The following is a 16,855-nucleotide window of genomic DNA, read 5'->3' as shown; positions in this document are numbered from 1 at the left end:
CAAGACGCCTCGCCTACTGCGGCGGCGCCGCGGGCTTCTGCGGCGCCTGCTGCGTCTGCTCCTGCATGACGGGTGAACGCTCCCTGGATTTCGAGAGCAGGAAAAAGGCGAGGACGGCGAGAACCACCAGCACGATCACCATGATCGCGCCCCAGCGGAAGACGCGCTTGTCGTCGCGGTCGTCGCTCTTGGCTTGTGCTTGTCGAGTCGTTGGCATGGTCGATTCCTTGCACGAATCGATCCACGCTACCCGGCACGCCTGCCGCTGCGCCGTCAGACAGGGGCTCGGCGCCCTGTCTCGAAAAGCCAGAAGAATTCCGCACGCGGGCCATTGCTGTCTTCAGGAGTCATCGACGCATTCGCTCCCGCGCACGACGAGGCCCGCTCGTTGCCGACGGGCCGCGCATCTCCCGGCCGTCCCCCGTGTCAGGCGCCTTCCCGCAAGGCCTCGCGACCGCGTCCGTCGCCGGCACTTTTGCCCCGCGCCAACACTCCAAATACAGAAACGCACAGGAGACACAGCATGCCGGACGACTTGAGCAACCGCGGCCCGCAGGATCGGTCGCGCATCAACGTCAGCGAGACGCACGAGCTTCGCTACTGGACGAAAGAGCTGGGCGTCAGCGAGGCGCAATTGAGGGCGGCAGTCGCCGCCGCAGGCACTTCGGTCGAGGCCGTCCGCCAATACCTCGGGAAGTAGCAGCAGCAAGGATTGGCGGCATGGAGCCAGCGATGTCCAGGAACGTCGTGTTGGTGTACAGGGGCTATCACTTTCTCTGCAGGGCCGAGAAGGAGCGCCCGGGCCGGTTCCGGCCGGTCGTCATCCGGCAGCTCGGATTCCCCAGCGAAAAGGAGGTGCAGCTGATGAACGACTCCGACCTTTGCCGCACCGAGGCGGAAGCACTTCGACACGCGGAGCAGCAGGCCGTCCATTGGGCTGACAGCCGGGCCGAGGTCCACGAAGTCTGAGGCTGCCCCGCAGCAAGTGTTTCGCTGCAGTGCAGCACGCGGGCGCGCGCGTCAGGCGCCCTCTTGCGCCACGCCGATGTTTGCGCAGAATTGAACTGCCCTTCATGAAAGGAGGCCTCCCATGCCGATGGAGCTTCTTCGGCAGATCGCCCAGCAGCCGCTGCCATGCACGATCTATGCACCCGCCGAGATCGACAAGCTGCGCGTCCTGCGCGCCGCGGAGCTGGTCAGCGCCTTCATTCCGCCCGCCGAGTCCCTGCCGAGCGGATGCGAAAGCCACAGGCCGGCTCAGGTCCTGGCCATCACCGCCAAGGGGCAAAAGGCATTGGAAGGCCAGTTGCAGGACACGCTGGACCTTTGAGCGAAGCGCCGTCGTCCATCTCTGCTTGCTTGAATTAGGGAAGTCACTGATCAATCAGTGCATCCGAGTACAGAAATCGTCGATTCGAGTACCAATCCTGCAAGCCAAGGTCTCCAGAATCGGTTGAAGCGACTGCCTCGTCGCCAACCACAAGGAGACATCCCCATGAAGCGTTTTCTGAAGGCGGGACTGGTGCTCGCGCTCGCCGGCGCGGGCCTGGCCGCCCATGCCGAGACCGAACTGGTCGTCGCCACCGTGAACAACGGCCACATGATCGAGATGCAGAAGCTGACGCCGGTCTTCGAGAAGGCGCACCCCGACATCAAGCTCAAGTGGGTCACGCTCGAGGAAGGCACGCTGCGCCAGCGCGTCACCACCGACATCGCCACCAAGGGCGGCCAGTTCGACGTGATGACCATCGGCATGTACGAGACGCCGATCTGGGCCAAGAAGGGCTGGCTCCATCCCATCGCCACCGACGCTGCCTACGACGTCGACGACCTGCTGCCGGCGATGCGCACCGGGCTGTCGGCCGACGGCAAGCTCTACGCCGCGCCTTTCTACGGCGAAAGCTCGATGCTGATGTACCGCAAGGACCTGGCCGACAAGGTGGGCTTCAAGATGCCCGAGCAGCCGACCTGGGCGCAGGTGAAGGAGCTGGCCGGCAAGGTGCACGACCCCAAGAGCGGCGTCTACGGCATGTGCCTGCGCGGCAAGCCGGGCTGGGGCGACAACATGGCCCTGCTCACGACCATGGTCAACACCAACGGCGGCCAGTGGTTCGACATGAGCTGGAAACCGCAGATCGACACAAAGCCCTGGAAGGACGCGATCACCTTCTACGTCGACCTCATGAAGGCCTATGGCCCGCCCGGCGCCTCGGCCAACAGCTTCAACGAGAACCTCGCCCTCTTCAACGAAGGCAAGTGCGCCATGTGGGTGGATGCGACCATCGCCGCCTCCTTCGTGAGCGACCCCAAGCAATCCAAGGTGGCCGACAAGGTGGCCTTCGCGCAGGCGCCCGTCGCTGTGACGCCCAAGGGCGCCAACTGGCTCTGGGCCTGGGCGCTGGCGATCCCCGCCGGCTCGCAGAAGGTGGACGCAGCGCAGACCTTCATCAAGTGGGCGACCTCCAAGGACTACATCAAGCTGGTCGCCAAGGAACAGGGCTGGAACGCGGTGCCGACCGGCACGCGCAAGTCGACCTATGCCACGCCCGAGTTCATGAAGGCGGCGCGCTTCGCCGAAGCCGAGAAGAAGGCGATCGATACCGCCAACCCGAACGACAGCACGCTGCCGAAGTCGCCCTACGTCGGCGTGCAGTACGCCGCCATCCCCGAGTTCCAGGCCATCGGCGTCGCGGTGGGCCAGCAGATGAGCGCGGCGCTCTCGGGCAAGACCAGCGTCGACCAGGCGCTCAAGACCTCGCAGACGGCGGCCGAGCGCGAGATGAAGAAGGCCGGGTACTACAAGTGAGCACCCTCACGCCCTCCCCCGCCGGGGAGGGCCGGGCACCGGGCGCGGACACCGCCGCCCCGCTTCCCGGCTTCTCCCAGAGCGGGAAGAAGAAGAACAAGAAGACCGCAAGCGACCGCTTCCTGCCCCGGCTGCTGATGGCGCCGGCGGTGCTCACGCTCTTCCTCTGGATGATCGTGCCGTTGGCGATGACGATCTACTTCTCGTTCGTCAACTACAACCTGATGCAGCCTGGCGACCACCCCTTCGCCCGCTTCGAGAATTTCCAATATTTCATCACCGACCCGGACTTCTGGCCGGCGGTGTGGAACACCCTGCTCCTGATCGGCAGCGTGATCGTGTCGACCGTGGTGCTGGGCGTGCTGCTGGCGCTGCTGGTCAACGAGCCCTTCCCCGGCCGCGGCATCGTGCGCGTGCTGCTGATCTCGCCCTTCTTCGTGATGCCCACGGTGAACGCACTGCTGTGGAAGCACATGATGATGAACCCGATCTACGGCGTGCTCGCAGACCTCTGGCGCGCCTTCGGCGCCGAGCCGATCGACTGGCTGACCGACGTGCCGCTGCTGTCCGTGATCATCATGGTGGCATGGCAGTGGCTGCCTTTCGCCTGCCTGATCTTCATCACCTCGCTGCAGTCGCTGGACCGCGAGCAGATGGAAGCCGCGCGCATGGACGGCGCGAGTGCGGTGCAGCGCTTCGGCTACCTCACGATTCCGCACCTCGCCCGGCCGATGGCGGTGGTGATCATGATCGAGATGATCTTCCTGCTCTCGGTGTTCGCCGAGATCGCGGTCACGACCAATGGCGGACCGGGCAACGAGAGCACCAACCTCACCTACATGATCTTCAAGCAGTCGCTGATGAACTTCGACGTCGGCGTAGCCTCGGCGGGCGCGCTGTTCGCGGTGATCCTGGCCAACATCGTGGCGGCCTTCCTGATCCGCATCATCGGCAAGAGCCTGGATTGAGGGGAAGCACATGCAAACCGACAGTGTCATCCCCCTCGTCCTGCGCACCGCCGGCGCCTGGGCCGTCTCGCTGCTGCTCTTCTTCCCGCTGGGCTGGCTGGTGCTGACCTCCTTCAAGACCGAGCTGCAGGCGATCCACGTGCCGCCGCTCTTCGTCTTCGAGCCGACGCTGGACAACTTTTCGGAAGTGCAGCGCCGCAGCGACTACCTCCTGTTCGCGAAGAACTCGCTGATCACCAGCATCGGCTCCACCATCCTGGGCTTGCTCATCGCGGCACCGGCGGCCTATTCGATGGCCTTCTTCCGCACCCGGCGCACGCGCGACATCCTGATGTGGATGCTCTCGACCAAGATGATGCCGGCGGTCGGCGCACTGGTGCCCATCTACGTGCTCGCGCAGACCGCCGGCCTGCTCGACTCGCGCACCGCGCTCACCATCGTCTTCACGCTGTCGAACCTGCCGATCATGGTGTGGATGCTCTACACCAGCTTCAAGGACATCCCGCCCGAGATCCTGGAAGCCGCGCGCATGGACGGCGCCAACCTGTGGACCGAGTTCCGCCACGTGGTGATGCCGCTGTCGATCGGCGGGCTCGCCTCCACCGGCTTGCTGTGCCTGGTGCTGAGCTGGAACGAGGCCTTCTGGGCGCTCAACCTCAGCTCGGCCAAGGCGGGCACGCTGGCGGTGCTGATCGCCTCCTATTCGAGTCCCGAAGGCCTGTTCTGGGCCAAGCTCTCGGCCGCCTCGCTGCTCGCCATCGCACCCATCGTGGTGTTCGGCTGGTTCAGCCAGAAACAGCTGGTGCAGGGCCTCACCTTCGGTGCCGTCAAGTAAAGGACTTCTCCATGGCCTACCTCCAACTCGACAACATCAAGAAGAGCTTCGGCGATACCCACGTCATCAAGGGCGTGGACCTGCAGATCGACAAGGGCGAGTTCGTCGTCTTCGTCGGCCCCTCGGGCTGCGGCAAGTCGACGTTGCTGCGCCTGATCGCCGGGCTCGAGCCCATCACCAGCGGCACGCTGTCGCTGGACGGCAGGGACATCACGCGCACGCCTTCGGGCAAGCGCGACCTGGCCATGGTGTTCCAGAGCTATGCGCTCTATCCGCACATGAGTGTGTTCGACAACATGTCCTTCGCGCTCAAGCTGGCGAAGGTGTCGAAGGACGTGATCAAGACCAAGGTCGACCACGCGGCCAAGACGCTGAACCTCACGCAGTACCTTCACCGCACGCCCAAGGAGCTCTCGGGCGGACAGCGGCAGCGCGTGGCGATCGGCCGCGCGATCGTGCGGGCGCCCAAGGTCTTCCTGTTCGACGAGCCGCTGTCCAACCTGGACGCGGCGCTGCGCGGCAACACGCGCGTGGAGATCAGCAAGCTGCACCGCGCGCTCGGCGCCACCAGCATCTACGTGACGCACGATCAGGTCGAGGCCATGACGCTGGCCGACCGCGTGGTGGTGCTGCGCGACGGCCTGATCGAGCAGGTCGGCACGCCGATGGAACTCTACGACCGGCCTGCCAACCAGTTCGTGGCCCAGTTCATCGGAATGCCTTCGATGAACATGGTGCAGGCCCGCGCGATCCCGAGCTTCGCCGCACAGGTGAACGGGCGGCTGCCGACCGACGGCTTCCTGGGCGTGCGGCCGGAAGGCCTGCGCGTACACCCGGGCGCCGCGCCTGGCGCGCCCGCGCGCGTCGAGCTGGTCGAGGCGCTCGGAGCCGACACGCTGATCCACGTGGACGTCGCCGGCGTGCCGCTGATCGCCCGCCAGAACGAGCGCACGCCGCTGCATCCGGGCGACGCGGTGACCGTGGAGCTCGATCCCTCGGTGCTGCATTTCTTCAACCGGGAAGGCCGTGCGGTCGCCGCCTGAATTGCTTCGTCCCATGTCCCTTCCGCTTCTTTCGGAGTTCGTGATCCTGCATCTCGGACTCGGCTCCTTCCATCGCGCCCACCAGGCGGTCTACCTGCAGCAGCTGATCGAGGCCGGCGACGCCCGCTGGTCGCTCTCGGGCGCCAACCTGCGGCCCGACATGGCCGAGCTGCTGGCCACGCTGCGGGCGCAGGACGGCTGCTACACGGTGGAGACCGTCTCACCGGCCGGCGACTACCGCTACCAGCGCATCGGCGCCATCCGCGAGGTGCTGCCCTGGGAGCCGTCGCTGGCGGCGGTGGTCGCGCGCGGGGCCGATCCGCGCACGCGCATCGTGTCCTTCACCGTCACGGAGGCCGGCTACTACCTCGATCCGCAGGACCGTCTCGACACGGGCGCCGCCGAGCTGGCCGAGGACCTCGCGCGGGCCCGGCGCGGCGAGGCTGGACAGACGATCTACGGCGCGGTCTGCGCGATCCTGCGCGCGCGACACGACGCCAGTGCCGGCCCGGTGACGCTGCTCAATTGCGACAACCTGCGCCACAACGGCCGGCGTTTCCGGCAGGGCCTGCTGGCCTTCATCGAAGAGGCCGGCATGCCTGCACTGGCGTCCTGGGTGCGCGAGAACACCACCTGCCCCAACGCGATGGTCGACCGCATCACGCCGCGCCCGCCGCCCGAGTTGCGCGCGCGCGTGCGCGAGGCCACCGGCTGGGACGACGCCGCACCGGTCACGGCGGAGCGCTTCACCCAATGGGTGATCGAGGACGACTTCATCCACGGCCGCCCGGACTGGGCGCGCGTGGGCGTGGAGCTGGTCGATTCGGTGGCGCCGTACGAGGAGGCGAAGATCCGCATCCTCAACGCCAGCCACAGCTGCATCGCCTGGGCCGGGACGCTGGTCGGCCTGCAGTACATCCACGAAGGCACGCGCACGCCGGCGATCCGTCGGATGGCTTTCGACTACGTGACCGAGGACGTGATCCCGTGCCTGGACACACCCGGCCACCCGAGCCCGGTGGACCTGCCGGCCTACCGCGACGTGGTGCTGGAGCGCTTCGGCAACCCCGCGATCCGCGACACCAACCAGCGCGTGGCGATGGACGGCTTCTCCAAGATTCCCGGCTTCATCGCGCCCACGGTGCGCGAGCGCCTGGCGCGCGGCGAGGGCATCGCCGGCGTCGCGGTGCTGCCCGCCCTCTTCCTGTTCTTCCTGCGCCGCTGGCATGCAGGCACGCTGCCCTACAGGTACCAGGACCAGGGCATGGATGAGGCAGTGGCCCATGCGATCTGCGACGCGCCCGACCCGGTCACCGCCATGTGCAGCGACGCGGGCCTGTGGGGCGATGTCGCGGGCGATCTTCGCCTGGTCGACGCGGTACGCGCGGCCTCGGAGCGCGTGCGCACCTTCATCGAGGAGAAAAGCAGATGAGCAGCCGTCTCGCGCAACGTCATGTGCTCGTGTCCGGTGCCGGCGGCGGGATCGGCCTCGCCATCGCCGAAGCGTGCCTGCAGGAGGGCGCTCGATGCACATTGGTCGATCGCTCGCCCGCGCCCTCCGATGGCGTGGCGCACCTTCAGCGCAGCCATCCCGGCCGCGTGATCTACCTGCCGGCCGACGTGACCGACGATCATGCGGTCGCGCAACTGCTCGAATCGGCCCAGGCCGCCGCTGGCTCGATCCATACCCTGGTCAACAACGCCGCGGTGTTCGACATGGCGCCGCTGCTGGAGAGCGACCAGGCCTCCTTCGACCGGCTTTTCGCGGTCAACGTGAAGGCGCTGTTCTTCGTCATGCAGCGCGTTCTGCAGCACATGGTGGCTCACGGCGAGGCGGGCTGCTCGGTCATCAACATGGCCTCGCAGGCCGGCCGCCGCGGCGAGGCGCTGGTCTCGCACTACTGCGCGACCAAGGCCGCCGTCATCAGCTACACACAGAGCGCGGCGCTGGCGATGGCGCCGCGGGGCATCCGCGTCAACGCCATTGCGCCCGGGGTGGTCGACACGCCGATGTGGGCGCACGTGGATGCGCTGTTCGCCCGCTACGAAGGCCTCGCGCCGGGGGAGAAGAAGCGCCGGGTCGGCCTCGAGGTGCCGCTGGGCCGCATGGGCACGCCGGGCGATATTGCCGGCGCCGCCGTGTTCCTCGCCAGCGACGAAGCCCGCTACATCACCGCGCAGACGCTCAACGTCGACGGTGGTAACGTCATGAGCTGAAGGTAGATCGAAGGAAGCCTTCCATGACATCGGTGCGCCAACGCCACCTGCCCCGACACCGCGGACCCGAGCTCGAACGCGACATCACGCGGTCGCCCTCGCTCGGCTACGAGGCGCCCGAGGAGACCGGCCTGGTGCGCTGCCTGGCCCATGGCTTCCCCAGCCCGCTGGTGCGCTGGCATTTCCACGACGAGTACGAGCTGCACCTGATCACCGAGACCTCGGGCAAGGCCTTCATCGGGGACTGGATCGGTCCCTTCCAGCCGGGCCACTTGGTGCTGTGCGGTCCGCGCCTGCCGCACAACTGGATCTCGCTCGACGCGCCGGCGGATGGCGCGGCCGGGCGCGACCGCGTGATCCAGTTTCGCCACGAGCCGATCGAACGCGCGGCAGCGGAGATCCCGGAGCTGCAGGAGGTGATGCAGTTGCTGGAGCGCTCCCGCCACGGCATCGAGTTCTTCGGGCTCGCCGAGCGCGCGCAGGCCCACTGGGACGCGGTCAAGGGTGCGCGCGGGCTGCGCCGCTTCGCGCTCTTCTGCGGCTACCTGGCCGATCTCGCGCAGTGCACCGACTACCGGCTGCTCTCCAACGTGCAGATGCAGGGCGTGGAAGGCGATGCCGGTGTGGACCAGATCAATGTCATCGTCGACCGCATCACCTCCAACCTGGCCGAGCCGATCGTGATGGCCGACATCGCCGCCGAGCTGGGCATGAGCGAGAGCCGCTTCAGCCGCTTCTTCAAGCGCTCGACCGGCAACAGCTTCACCGATTTCGTGAACCGCGTGCGCATCAACAGCGCCTGCCACCTGCTGATGCAGACCGACCATTACGTGACCGACATCTGCTATCAGGTCGGCTTCAACAACGTCGCCAATTTCAACCGTCGCTTCCTGGAGATCAAGGGCATGACGCCGACCGAGTTCCGGCGCCAGAGCGACCACCGCTTCGGCAGCGGCTGACAACGCCAAGGGACCCGCGCTTGTACCTCGGACTCGACCTCGGCACTTCGGAGCTGAAGGCGCTGTTGCTGGCGCCGGACCACCGCATCGTCGCGCTGGCGCGGTCGCCGCTCACGGTCGACCGGCCCGCGCCCCTGTGGTCTGAGCAGGCGCCTTCGCAGTGGTGGGAAGCGCTGGAGGCGGTCATGGCCGAGCTGCGGCGCAGGGAGGCGCCAGCGCTTTCGGCGGTGCGCGCCATCGGCCTGTCGGGCCAGATGCACGGCGCCGTCGCCATGGATGCGCAGGACCGGGTGCTGCGCCCCGCCATCCTCTGGAACGACGGGCGCAGCGCCGCCCAGTGCCGCGACCTCGCCGCCCACGTGCCCCGCTTGGCCGCCATCGCCGGCAACCTCGCGATGCCGGGCTTCACCGCGCCCAAGCTGCTGTGGATGCGCGAGCACGAGCCCGATCTGTTCGCGCGCGTCGCGCATGTGCTGCTGCCCAAGGACTGGCTGCGCTTCATGTTGAGCGGCGAGTTCGCGAGCGACATGTCGGACGCCTCGGGCACGCTGTGGCTGGACGTGGGCGCGCGCGACTGGTCCGACGAACTGCTGGCCGCGTGCAGCCTGTCGCGTGCGCAGATGCCGCGGCTGGTCGAGGGCAGCGCTGCCGCCGGGCGACTCAAGGCCGAACTGGCCCAGCGCTGGGGCATGGCGCCGGGCGTGACCATCGCCGGCGGCGGTGGCGACAACGCGGCCAGCGCCGTCGGCATGGGACTGGTGGAAGCGGGACAGGGCTTCGTCTCCCTGGGCACCTCGGGCGTGATCTTCATCGGCGGCGAGCGCTTCGAGCCTCGTCCCGAGGCGGCGGTGCATGCCTTCTGCCATGCACTGCCGGGACGCTGGCACCAGATGTCGGTGATGCTGTCCGCCTCCAGCGCGGTCAGCTGGGCCGCGCGCAGCTTCGGTCTCGGCAACGAGGCGGCGCTCCTGGCCGCGGCCGCTTCGCTCGGCGACGAGGCGCGGCAGCGCGCTCCGCTGTTCCTGCCCTACCTGTCGGGGGAGCGCTCGCCGTACAACGATGCCGACGCGCAAGGCGTGCTGTTCGGCCTGACGCATGCGCACGGCCCGGCGGACATCGCGCATGCGGTGGTCGAAGGCGTGAGCTTCGGGCTACGCGACGGCCTCGACACCCTCGCACGGCCGGCCGGGGACCTGGTGCTGGTCGGCGGCGGCGCGCGCAGCACCTGGTGGGCGCAGCTGCTGGCCGATGTGCTGGAGACGCCGCTGGCGATCTGCGAAGGCAGCGAGGCCGGTGGCGCACTCGGCGCGGCGCGGCTCGCCTGGCTCGCCGATGGCGGCAGCCTGGCCGAGGTCTGCCGCCGCCCCCAGCTGCGGCAGCGCTTCGAGTCCGATCGCGCGCCGGCTGATTGGCTTCGCGCCCGGCACGCCCGCTCCAAGGCCCTCTACGCTGGGCTGCGCCCGCTCTTCGGCGCCAGGAATGAATGAGCTGCCGCGCCGCGCCGAAGTACCGGCCCATTGACCGCGCTTTCGGCGTATGCCGCCCGGCTGTGCCGCGATGCGACCTTTGACGGATGGGCCAAGGGCGCCGCGGCAGCTACCTTCGCTGCATGCCTTCCTTCTTCAAGTTCGCGGCCCGGTGCCGGGCGCCCTTTTCTGCGCGCAGTTGCATCGAGGCACGCCCGACCCCGCCGTGCAAACCGCCCCGGCCGCCCCTGTTGGTGCTGCGCGGCGTGTCCCAGCAGGGAACGATCCGCGCGCACGCAGCCAAGGTGATCGCGGTCACCGCGCTGCATTTCGGGACGCAGGGCCGATAGGCCCTAGAGGATCGAGTGATCGGTGGTGAACAGGCAGGAATCCGCGTCGGACGGAGGCTCCTGCGGGTCGTGCGCAGCAGCGTGCCGCGTGACCGGCGGCGGCGCCTCGCCCTCATCGCCGATGCCCATCGGCGCCGGGGGCTTGCCGAAAGGCGCCAGGCCCTGCACCACACGCAGCGCCGATGCGCCCTGGATCAGGGCCTCCGAATAATCGGGCAGGCCCTGGGTCGAGGAGTCCACCGGCCGATAGACCAGGCACTCGTCGGAGTCCGCCTGCACAGCCTCCATCAGCACCCAATGGAATTCATTGGGTTCGAGTTCGAGAACCGTGAGGGCAAGATCGCGCAGTGCCATGGGGGAAACCTCTTATTCAACTGTTTCAACGAATTGTTACAGCTGAATAATGATCGACAAAGGTACTTTCGCACGATGCATCCTCCAGCTGAGGTAGGCAGGGGGAAATAGCGTGAAGGGCGCCGCAGTTGCGGCGCCCTGCACTCAACCGAGGCGAACCGGCACGAAGATCCGGTCGCCGTCGCGCTGGATCAGCAGCGCGATCGACTTGTCGGCCTTCGCCGCCACCTCGCGAACCTGCTCCACGCTCTTGGCGGGCGTGCCGTTGATCGCCAGCAGCACGTCGCCGGCCTGCACGCCAGCCAGGGCCGCGGGGCCGCCTGCATCTTCGATCAGCAGGCCGCTGTCCACATGAGCCTCGCGCTTTTCCTGCGGCTGCAAGGGTCGCAGCGCAAGGCCGAGCTTTCCGTTGCCGGCGCCGGCGTCATTCTTGGCCACGGCGCTCGTCTTGTCGCTGGCATCGCCGAGGCGCGCGCTGATCTCGTGGCGCTCGCCCTGGCGCCACACGTCCAGTGTGATGCGGCTGCCGGGCTTCTTCTGGCCGATCAGCGCCGGCAGGTCGCCCGAAGAGACGATGGGCTCGCCATCGACCTTGCGGATGACGTCGCCCGAGCGCAGGCCGGCCTGGTCGGCGGGGCCGCCCTTCTCCACGTTCGACACCAGCGCGCCCTCCGGCTTGTCGAGCTTGAAGGAGTCGGCGAAGGTCTGGTTGACCTCCTGCACCGCGACGCCAAGCCGCGCATGGCTGACCTTGCCGGTCGCGACGATCTGGTCCTTCACCTGGATCGCGACGTCGATCGGGATCGCGAAAGACACGCCCTGGTAGCCGCCGCTGCGGCTGTAGATCTGCGAGTTGATGCCCACCACCTCGCCGCGCGCATTCAAGAGCGGCCCGCCCGAGTTGCCGGGGTTGATGGCGACGTCGGTCTGGATGAAGGGCACGTAGCTGTCATCGGGCAGCGAGCGGCCCTTGGCGCTCACCACGCCGGCCGTCACCGTGTTCTCGAAGCCGAAGGGCGATCCGATGGCGAGCACCCATTCGCCCACCTTCAAATCCTTGGTGTTGCCCAGTTGCAGGGTTGGCAGGTTCTTGGCGTCGATCTTCAGCACGGCGACGTCGGTCTTCGCATCCGAGCCCAGCACCTTGGCGCGGAACTCCCGGCGGTCGGTGAGCTTGACCGTCACTTCGTTGGCATCCTTCACCACATGGGCGTTGGTCAGGATCACGCCATCGGGGCTGACGATGAAGCCGGAGCCCTGGCCGCGCACGGGAACGTCGCGCTGCGGGCCACGGGGGCCGAACTGGCCGCCGAAGCGGCGGAAGAACTCGAACATCGGGTCGTCCGGATCGATGCCTTCCATCGCGGTCTTGGTGGTGCCGGTCACGCTGATGTTGACCACGGCCGGACCGTCGCGCGAGGTGATGGTCGAGAAGTCGGGCATGGTGACCAGGGGCGCCGCGGCGGCAGGCGCCGCAGCCGTTGCGCCCACGGCACTGGCACTGGTGTAGGCGCCCGCGCCGACGGCGCCGATCACTCCGGCGGCCGCCAGAGCGACAGCGAGAGCACGGGGCGAGTTCAGACGGACATTCATGGCAGTTCCTTTCGATGTGTCAGTGGAAAACACGATGAAAGGAATGTCGTCCGCTTCGCTTAGGCCCGCCTTAAAAATCGGAGGGGAAACGCACGCTCACCCGCAAGCCTCGGAGGCTTTCCGAGCGGCCGATGTCCAGCGTTGCGCCATGCTGGTCGGCGATGGATTTCACGATCGCCAGCCCCAGGCCGCTGCCCGGCGCCTGCGGCTCGCCCGCGCGGTAGAAGCGGTCGAGCACGCGCTCGCGCTCCTCGACCGGCAGCCCCGGGCCGCTGTCTTCCACGACCAACTCGGCGCCGCCCGCCTGCGACGCGATGCGGATGTCGACCCGCCCGCCCTCGGGCGTGTACTTGACGGCGTTGTCGAGCAGGTTTCGCAGCAGCGTGCGCAAGGCCTCTGGTCGGCCCCGCACCCGTGCCGCGTCTGCGGCGGCGATGCCGATATCGATGCGCCTCGCCTGGGCGACCGCGATCGCGTCGGACAGCGCGAGCCGCGCGACCTCCTGCAGTTCCACCGCTTCCGGCGGCATTTCGGCGGTGGCGCTGGCTTCCTGCCGCGCCAGTGCCAGCATCTGCTCGACCAACCGCGTCGCGCGGTCGATGCCCGCCGCCAGGCGGTTGACCGCCAGCTCGCGCGCGGCTTCGTCGGGCGCTCGCTTCAGCCCTTGCACCTGCAGCTTGAGCGCGGCGAGCGGCGAGCGCAGCTCGTGCGCGGCATCGGCCACGAAGTGCTTCTGCGCCTCGAAGGCCCGACGCACGCGCTCGAACAGGAGGTTGAGCTCGTGCACCAGGGGGCGAACCTCCTCCGGCAGGCCGCTCTCGCTCACCGGGGACAAGTCGTCGGCTTGCCGCGCCGCGACCTGGCCGCGCACCCGTGCCACCGGCGCCAGCGAGCGGCTCACCACCCACCACACCACCAGCATCAGGAGCGGCGCCGCGAGCCCGATCGGCCCGACGGTGCGCAGCGCCAGCGTGCCGGCCATGTGGCGGCGCGCCGCCATGTCCTGCGCCACCTGGATCACGAGCGTACGGCTCTGAAGCGAGAACACCCGGTAGGTGGTGCCACGTGCCCGCACGTTCGAGAAGCCCAACACCGCGCGCTGCGGCAAGGCGGCCTGCGCGGCCGATTCGAAGATGCGCTGGCCGTCGATGGTCCACACCTGCACGACGAATTCGAAGTTCTCCTCGCCGTCGCTGAGCCCGCTGACGGCGGCACTGGGCGGCAAGCCGGCGCGCAGCGACAAGGCCATCTGCTGCATGTGGTAGTCGAAGATCTCGTCGGCTTCGTTGAGCACGGTGCGATAGGCGACGAAGGCCTGGGTGCCGGCGGCGAGCAGGATCGCAGCAAGCAGAAACCAGAGGAGCCTGGCGCGTAAGGATTTCATGCCCGCCCCCACGCTGGGCACTGCGTGTCCTCGCTGCCCCCCGAGGGGGCGCGCGCTTGCTTGGGGCGGCCCGGCGCTGCGCGCATCATTCCTTGGGCACCATGTATCCCACCCCCCGCACATTGCGGATCAGGTCCGCGCCGAGCTTCTTGCGCAGCCCGTGCACGTAGACCTCGACGGCATTGCTGCTGATCTCGTCCTTCCATCCATAGAGCTTTTCCTCGAGCTGCGCGCGCGAAAGCACCATGCCGGGCCGCGCGATCAAGGGCTCGAGCACCGCCCATTCGCGCGCCGACAACACCGTCGGCTGCCCATTGACGGTGACTTCGCGCGTCGTCGGATGGATGCTCACGCCCATGTGCTCGTAGACCGGCTCGGCCCGGCCCGAGGCGCGGCGCAGCAAGGCACGGATACGCGCCAACAGCTCGTCGAGGTCGTAGGGCTTGAGCACGTAGTCATCGGCCCCGGCATCCAGCCCCTCGATGCGCTGCTGCACCGAATCGCGCGCGGTGGCGATCAGCACCGGCATGCGCTGCTTGCGCGCACGCAGGGCGCGCAGCACCTCGAGCCCGTCGCGGCGCGGCACGCCGAGGTCGAGCAGCACCAGGTCGTACTGCTGCGTCCTGAGCGCGGTGTCGGCCGCGTCGCCGTCCTTGACCCAGTCGACCGCGTAGTTCTCGGCCCGCAGCAGGTCGAGCACGGCCTCGCCGATCATCACATCGTCTTCGAGCAGCAGCAGTCGCATGGTGGAGTCATCCGGCAAAGGATCGTTCGAGATCGTAGGGGGTGGCGAAGTTCAGAGCAGCGCGCGCACCTCGCGCGCCGCCTCGAAAAGCAGCGGCAGCAGGTCGCGGCGCAGCGCATCTTCCTGATGACGGCCGCCGGACAGCACCACGTTGAGCGCCGCCACCGTGTGGCCCTGCATGTCGCGCAGCGGCACCGCGAGCGCCTGCACGCCCAGCTCGTGCTCCTCGCTGGCGAAGCAGCAGTCGTCCTTCCGGACCTGGGCGATGCGCTGGCGCAGCATTCGCGCCTGGGTGATGGTGTGCGGCGTCAGGCGCGGCAGCACGCGGCCCTTGAGCCAGCTCGCGAGCTGTGCCGCGTTCATCGCCGCCAGCAAGACGCAGCCGGTCGAGGTCGCGTGCGCGGGCAGGCGCGCGCCGAGGTGGAGGCCGTAGGCGAGCACGCGGGTCGGCGTGCCCCAGGCGCCGCTGCGCGCGATGATGACCGCCTCCTCCCCATCGAGCACCACGGCCGAGAAGGACTCCCCCGTCTGCGCAGCCAACCGGTTCAGCGTGGGCTGAAGCGCGCGCGGCAGCCGCGAGGAGGCCAGGTAGCTGCCCGAGAAGCGCAGCACCTTCGGCGACATCCAGAAGTAGCTGCCGTCGGTCTCGAGATAGCCCAGGTGAGCAAGCGTGAGCAGGTGTCGCCGGGCGGCGGCGCGCGTGAGGCCGGCACGCTCGGCCGCCAGCGTCGCGTTGAGGCGCTGGCGCTCGGTGTCGAAGCTCTCGAGCACGGCCATGCCCTTGGCGATGCCCTCGATGAAGTCCGGCTTGGCGATGGTCATGGCGGCGAAGCGAATCAGGTGTTGCGCGATCATCGCGCAGGCGGCCCCATCATCGCACAGAGGATGGCGCCGGGTGATGCAGGAACGGCTCCTTCGTCCTACGCTTGGCCCAACATCCAGGAGACATCCATGCGTACCCAGGTCGCCATCATCGGGGCCGGCCCCGCCGGCTTGTTGCTCGGCCAGCTGCTCTTCAAGGCCGGCATCGACAACGTCATCATCGAGCGCCAGACCGGCGAGTACGTGCTGGGGCGCATCCGAGCCGGCGTGCTGGAGCAGGTCACGATGGACCTGCTGGCCCGCGCCGGCGTCGATGCCCGCGCTAAGGCGGAAGGGCTGCCGCACGAGGGCATCGAGCTGCTCTTCAAGGGCGCGCGCCACCGCATCGACCTGCTCGGCCTGACCGGCGGCAAGCAGGTCACGGTCTACGGCCAGACCGAGGTGACGCACGACCTGATGAACGCGCGCGAGGCAGAAGGCCTGACGACGATCTATAGCGCCTCGCAGGTCAGCCTGCACGGCTTCGACGGCGAGCGCCCGACCGTGCGCTACGAGAAGAACGGCGCCACCCACGAGATCGAATGCGATTTCATCGCCGGCTGCGACGGATACCACGGCGTGAGCCGCGCCAGCGTGCCGTCCGGGGCCATCCACACGTACGAGAAGGTCTACCCCTTCGGCTGGCTGGGCGTGCTGGCCGACGTGCCGCCGGTGTCGCACGAGCTGATCTACGCCAACACGCCGCGCGGTTTCGCCCTGTGCAGCATGCGCAGCCCGACACGCAGCCGCTACTACGTACAGGTGCCGGTGGACGAGCGGGTGGAGGACTGGAGCGACGAGGCCTTCTGGAACGAGCTGCGCCTGCGCCTGGATCCCGAGGCCCGCGATCATCTGGTGACCGGTCCCTCGCTGGAAAAGAGCATCGCGCCGCTGCGCAGCTTCGTTGCCGAGCCGATGCGCTTCGGCAGGCTGTTCCTGGCCGGCGATGCAGCTCACATCGTGCCGCCGACGGGCGCCAAGGGCCTGAACCTAGCCACCGCCGATGTGGGCTACCTGTCGCGCGCCCTCGAGGTCTTCTACCGCGAGCACAGCGCATCGGCGCTCGACCGCTACTCCGAGCTGTGCCTGCGCCGCATCTGGAAGGCCGAGCGCTTCTCGTGGTGGTTCACCTCGCTCATGCACCGCTTCCCGGACACCGGCGAGTTCGGGCAGAAGATCCAGGAAGCCGAGCTCGACTACCTGGTGCACTCGCGCGCGGCGTCCACCTCGGTCGCCGAGAACTACGTCGGGCTGCCGCTCGAGGACTTCTGACC

Annotated in this window: 18 protein-coding genes; 12 read left to right on the top strand and 6 right to left on the bottom strand. The window is 68.3% G+C overall.

What is annotated here, in order from left to right:
• Positions 1-13 precede the first annotated feature (13 nt).
• A complete protein-coding gene (locus tag J2739_RS05740) occupies positions 14-217 on the bottom strand; it encodes a hypothetical protein (RefSeq protein ID WP_309899430.1) in 204 nt (67 codons plus the stop codon).
• 306 nt (positions 218-523) lie between these two features.
• Between J2739_RS05740 and J2739_RS05735 the strand changes: the two genes are divergently transcribed.
• The 11 genes from J2739_RS05735 (at position 524) to xylB (ending at position 10,315) form a co-directional block, all read left to right on the top strand.
• A complete protein-coding gene (locus tag J2739_RS05735; protein WP_106554007.1) occupies positions 524-700 on the top strand; it encodes a DUF3606 domain-containing protein in 177 nt (58 codons plus the stop codon).
• Between the two features lie 32 nt (positions 701-732).
• On the top strand, positions 733-969 hold the full coding sequence (locus J2739_RS05730; RefSeq protein ID WP_309899428.1) for a hypothetical protein: 237 nt from the start codon (positions 733-735) through the stop codon (positions 967-969).
• A 121-nt stretch (positions 970-1,090) separates the two neighbouring features.
• Entirely contained in the window at positions 1,091-1,330 is a 240-nt protein-coding gene (locus J2739_RS05725; RefSeq protein ID WP_309899426.1) for a hypothetical protein, read from the top strand.
• A 165-nt stretch (positions 1,331-1,495) separates the two neighbouring features.
• On the top strand, positions 1,496-2,806 hold the full coding sequence (locus tag J2739_RS05720; protein WP_309899424.1) for an ABC transporter substrate-binding protein: 1,311 nt from the start codon (positions 1,496-1,498) through the stop codon (positions 2,804-2,806).
• Between the two features lie 137 nt (positions 2,807-2,943).
• Positions 2,944-3,774 carry a carbohydrate ABC transporter permease gene (locus J2739_RS05715; protein WP_309899962.1) on the top strand — a complete coding sequence of 277 codons (831 nt, stop codon included), beginning with the start codon at positions 2,944-2,946 and terminating at the stop codon, positions 3,772-3,774.
• Positions 3,775-3,784: 10 nt separating this feature from the next.
• Positions 3,785-4,609, top strand: a complete 825-nt coding sequence (locus tag J2739_RS05710; RefSeq protein ID WP_309899422.1) for a carbohydrate ABC transporter permease — start codon at positions 3,785-3,787, stop codon at positions 4,607-4,609.
• Positions 4,610-4,620: 11 nt separating this feature from the next.
• Entirely contained in the window at positions 4,621-5,652 is a 1,032-nt protein-coding gene (locus J2739_RS05705; protein WP_309899420.1) for an ABC transporter ATP-binding protein, read from the top strand.
• 13 nt (positions 5,653-5,665) lie between these two features.
• A complete protein-coding gene (gene dalD / locus J2739_RS05700; protein WP_309899418.1) occupies positions 5,666-7,084 on the top strand; it encodes a D-arabinitol 4-dehydrogenase in 1,419 nt (472 codons plus the stop codon).
• On the top strand, positions 7,081-7,869 hold the full coding sequence (locus J2739_RS05695) for an L-iditol 2-dehydrogenase (protein ID WP_309899416.1): 789 nt from the start codon (positions 7,081-7,083) through the stop codon (positions 7,867-7,869). The genes dalD and J2739_RS05695 overlap by 4 nt, the downstream gene beginning before the upstream one ends.
• A 23-nt stretch (positions 7,870-7,892) precedes the next feature.
• Positions 7,893-8,828: an AraC family transcriptional regulator gene (locus J2739_RS05690; RefSeq protein WP_309899414.1), complete on the top strand. Its 936-nt coding sequence runs from the start codon at positions 7,893-7,895 to the stop codon at positions 8,826-8,828.
• Positions 8,829-8,848: 20 nt separating this feature from the next.
• Positions 8,849-10,315: a xylulokinase gene (gene xylB, locus J2739_RS05685; protein WP_309899412.1), complete on the top strand. Its 1,467-nt coding sequence runs from the start codon at positions 8,849-8,851 to the stop codon at positions 10,313-10,315.
• Between the two features lie 332 nt (positions 10,316-10,647).
• On the opposite strand, the gene J2739_RS05680 is transcribed toward xylB, so the two are convergent.
• The 5 genes from J2739_RS05680 to J2739_RS05660 all read right to left on the bottom strand — a co-directional run bounded on the left by J2739_RS05680 (position 10,648) and on the right by J2739_RS05660 (position 15,542).
• The gene (locus tag J2739_RS05680) at positions 10,648-10,998 is read right to left on the bottom strand and encodes a hypothetical protein (protein ID WP_309899410.1); all 351 of its coding nucleotides are present in this window, start codon (positions 10,996-10,998) and stop codon (positions 10,648-10,650) included.
• Positions 10,999-11,142: 144 nt separating this feature from the next.
• On the bottom strand, positions 11,143-12,591 hold the full coding sequence (locus tag J2739_RS05675; protein ID WP_309899408.1) for a DegQ family serine endoprotease: 1,449 nt from the start codon (positions 12,589-12,591) through the stop codon (positions 11,143-11,145).
• Positions 12,592-12,661: 70 nt separating this feature from the next.
• Positions 12,662-13,975 carry an ATP-binding protein gene (locus tag J2739_RS05670; RefSeq protein ID WP_309899406.1) on the bottom strand — a complete coding sequence of 438 codons (1,314 nt, stop codon included), beginning with the start codon at positions 13,973-13,975 and terminating at the stop codon, positions 12,662-12,664.
• An 85-nt stretch (positions 13,976-14,060) separates the two neighbouring features.
• Positions 14,061-14,720, bottom strand: coding sequence for a response regulator (locus J2739_RS05665; protein ID WP_309899404.1), 660 nt, complete (start codon positions 14,718-14,720; stop codon positions 14,061-14,063).
• A 51-nt stretch (positions 14,721-14,771) separates the two neighbouring features.
• Positions 14,772-15,542 carry an IclR family transcriptional regulator domain-containing protein gene (locus J2739_RS05660; protein WP_309899960.1) on the bottom strand — a complete coding sequence of 257 codons (771 nt, stop codon included), beginning with the start codon at positions 15,540-15,542 and terminating at the stop codon, positions 14,772-14,774.
• A 129-nt stretch (positions 15,543-15,671) separates the two neighbouring features.
• On the opposite strand from J2739_RS05660, the gene pobA reads away from it, so the two are divergent.
• The gene (gene pobA, locus J2739_RS05655; protein ID WP_309899402.1) at positions 15,672-16,853 is read left to right on the top strand and encodes a 4-hydroxybenzoate 3-monooxygenase; all 1,182 of its coding nucleotides are present in this window, start codon (positions 15,672-15,674) and stop codon (positions 16,851-16,853) included.
• Positions 16,854-16,855 lie beyond the last annotated feature (2 nt).

Origin of the sequence: Variovorax soli (assembly GCF_031454625.1) — a bacterium.
GTDB lineage: Bacteria > Pseudomonadota > Gammaproteobacteria > Burkholderiales > Burkholderiaceae_C > Variovorax > Variovorax soli_A.
The sequence above is the reverse complement of the archived record's forward strand: the minus strand, read 5'-3'. Positions and strand labels throughout refer to the sequence as shown.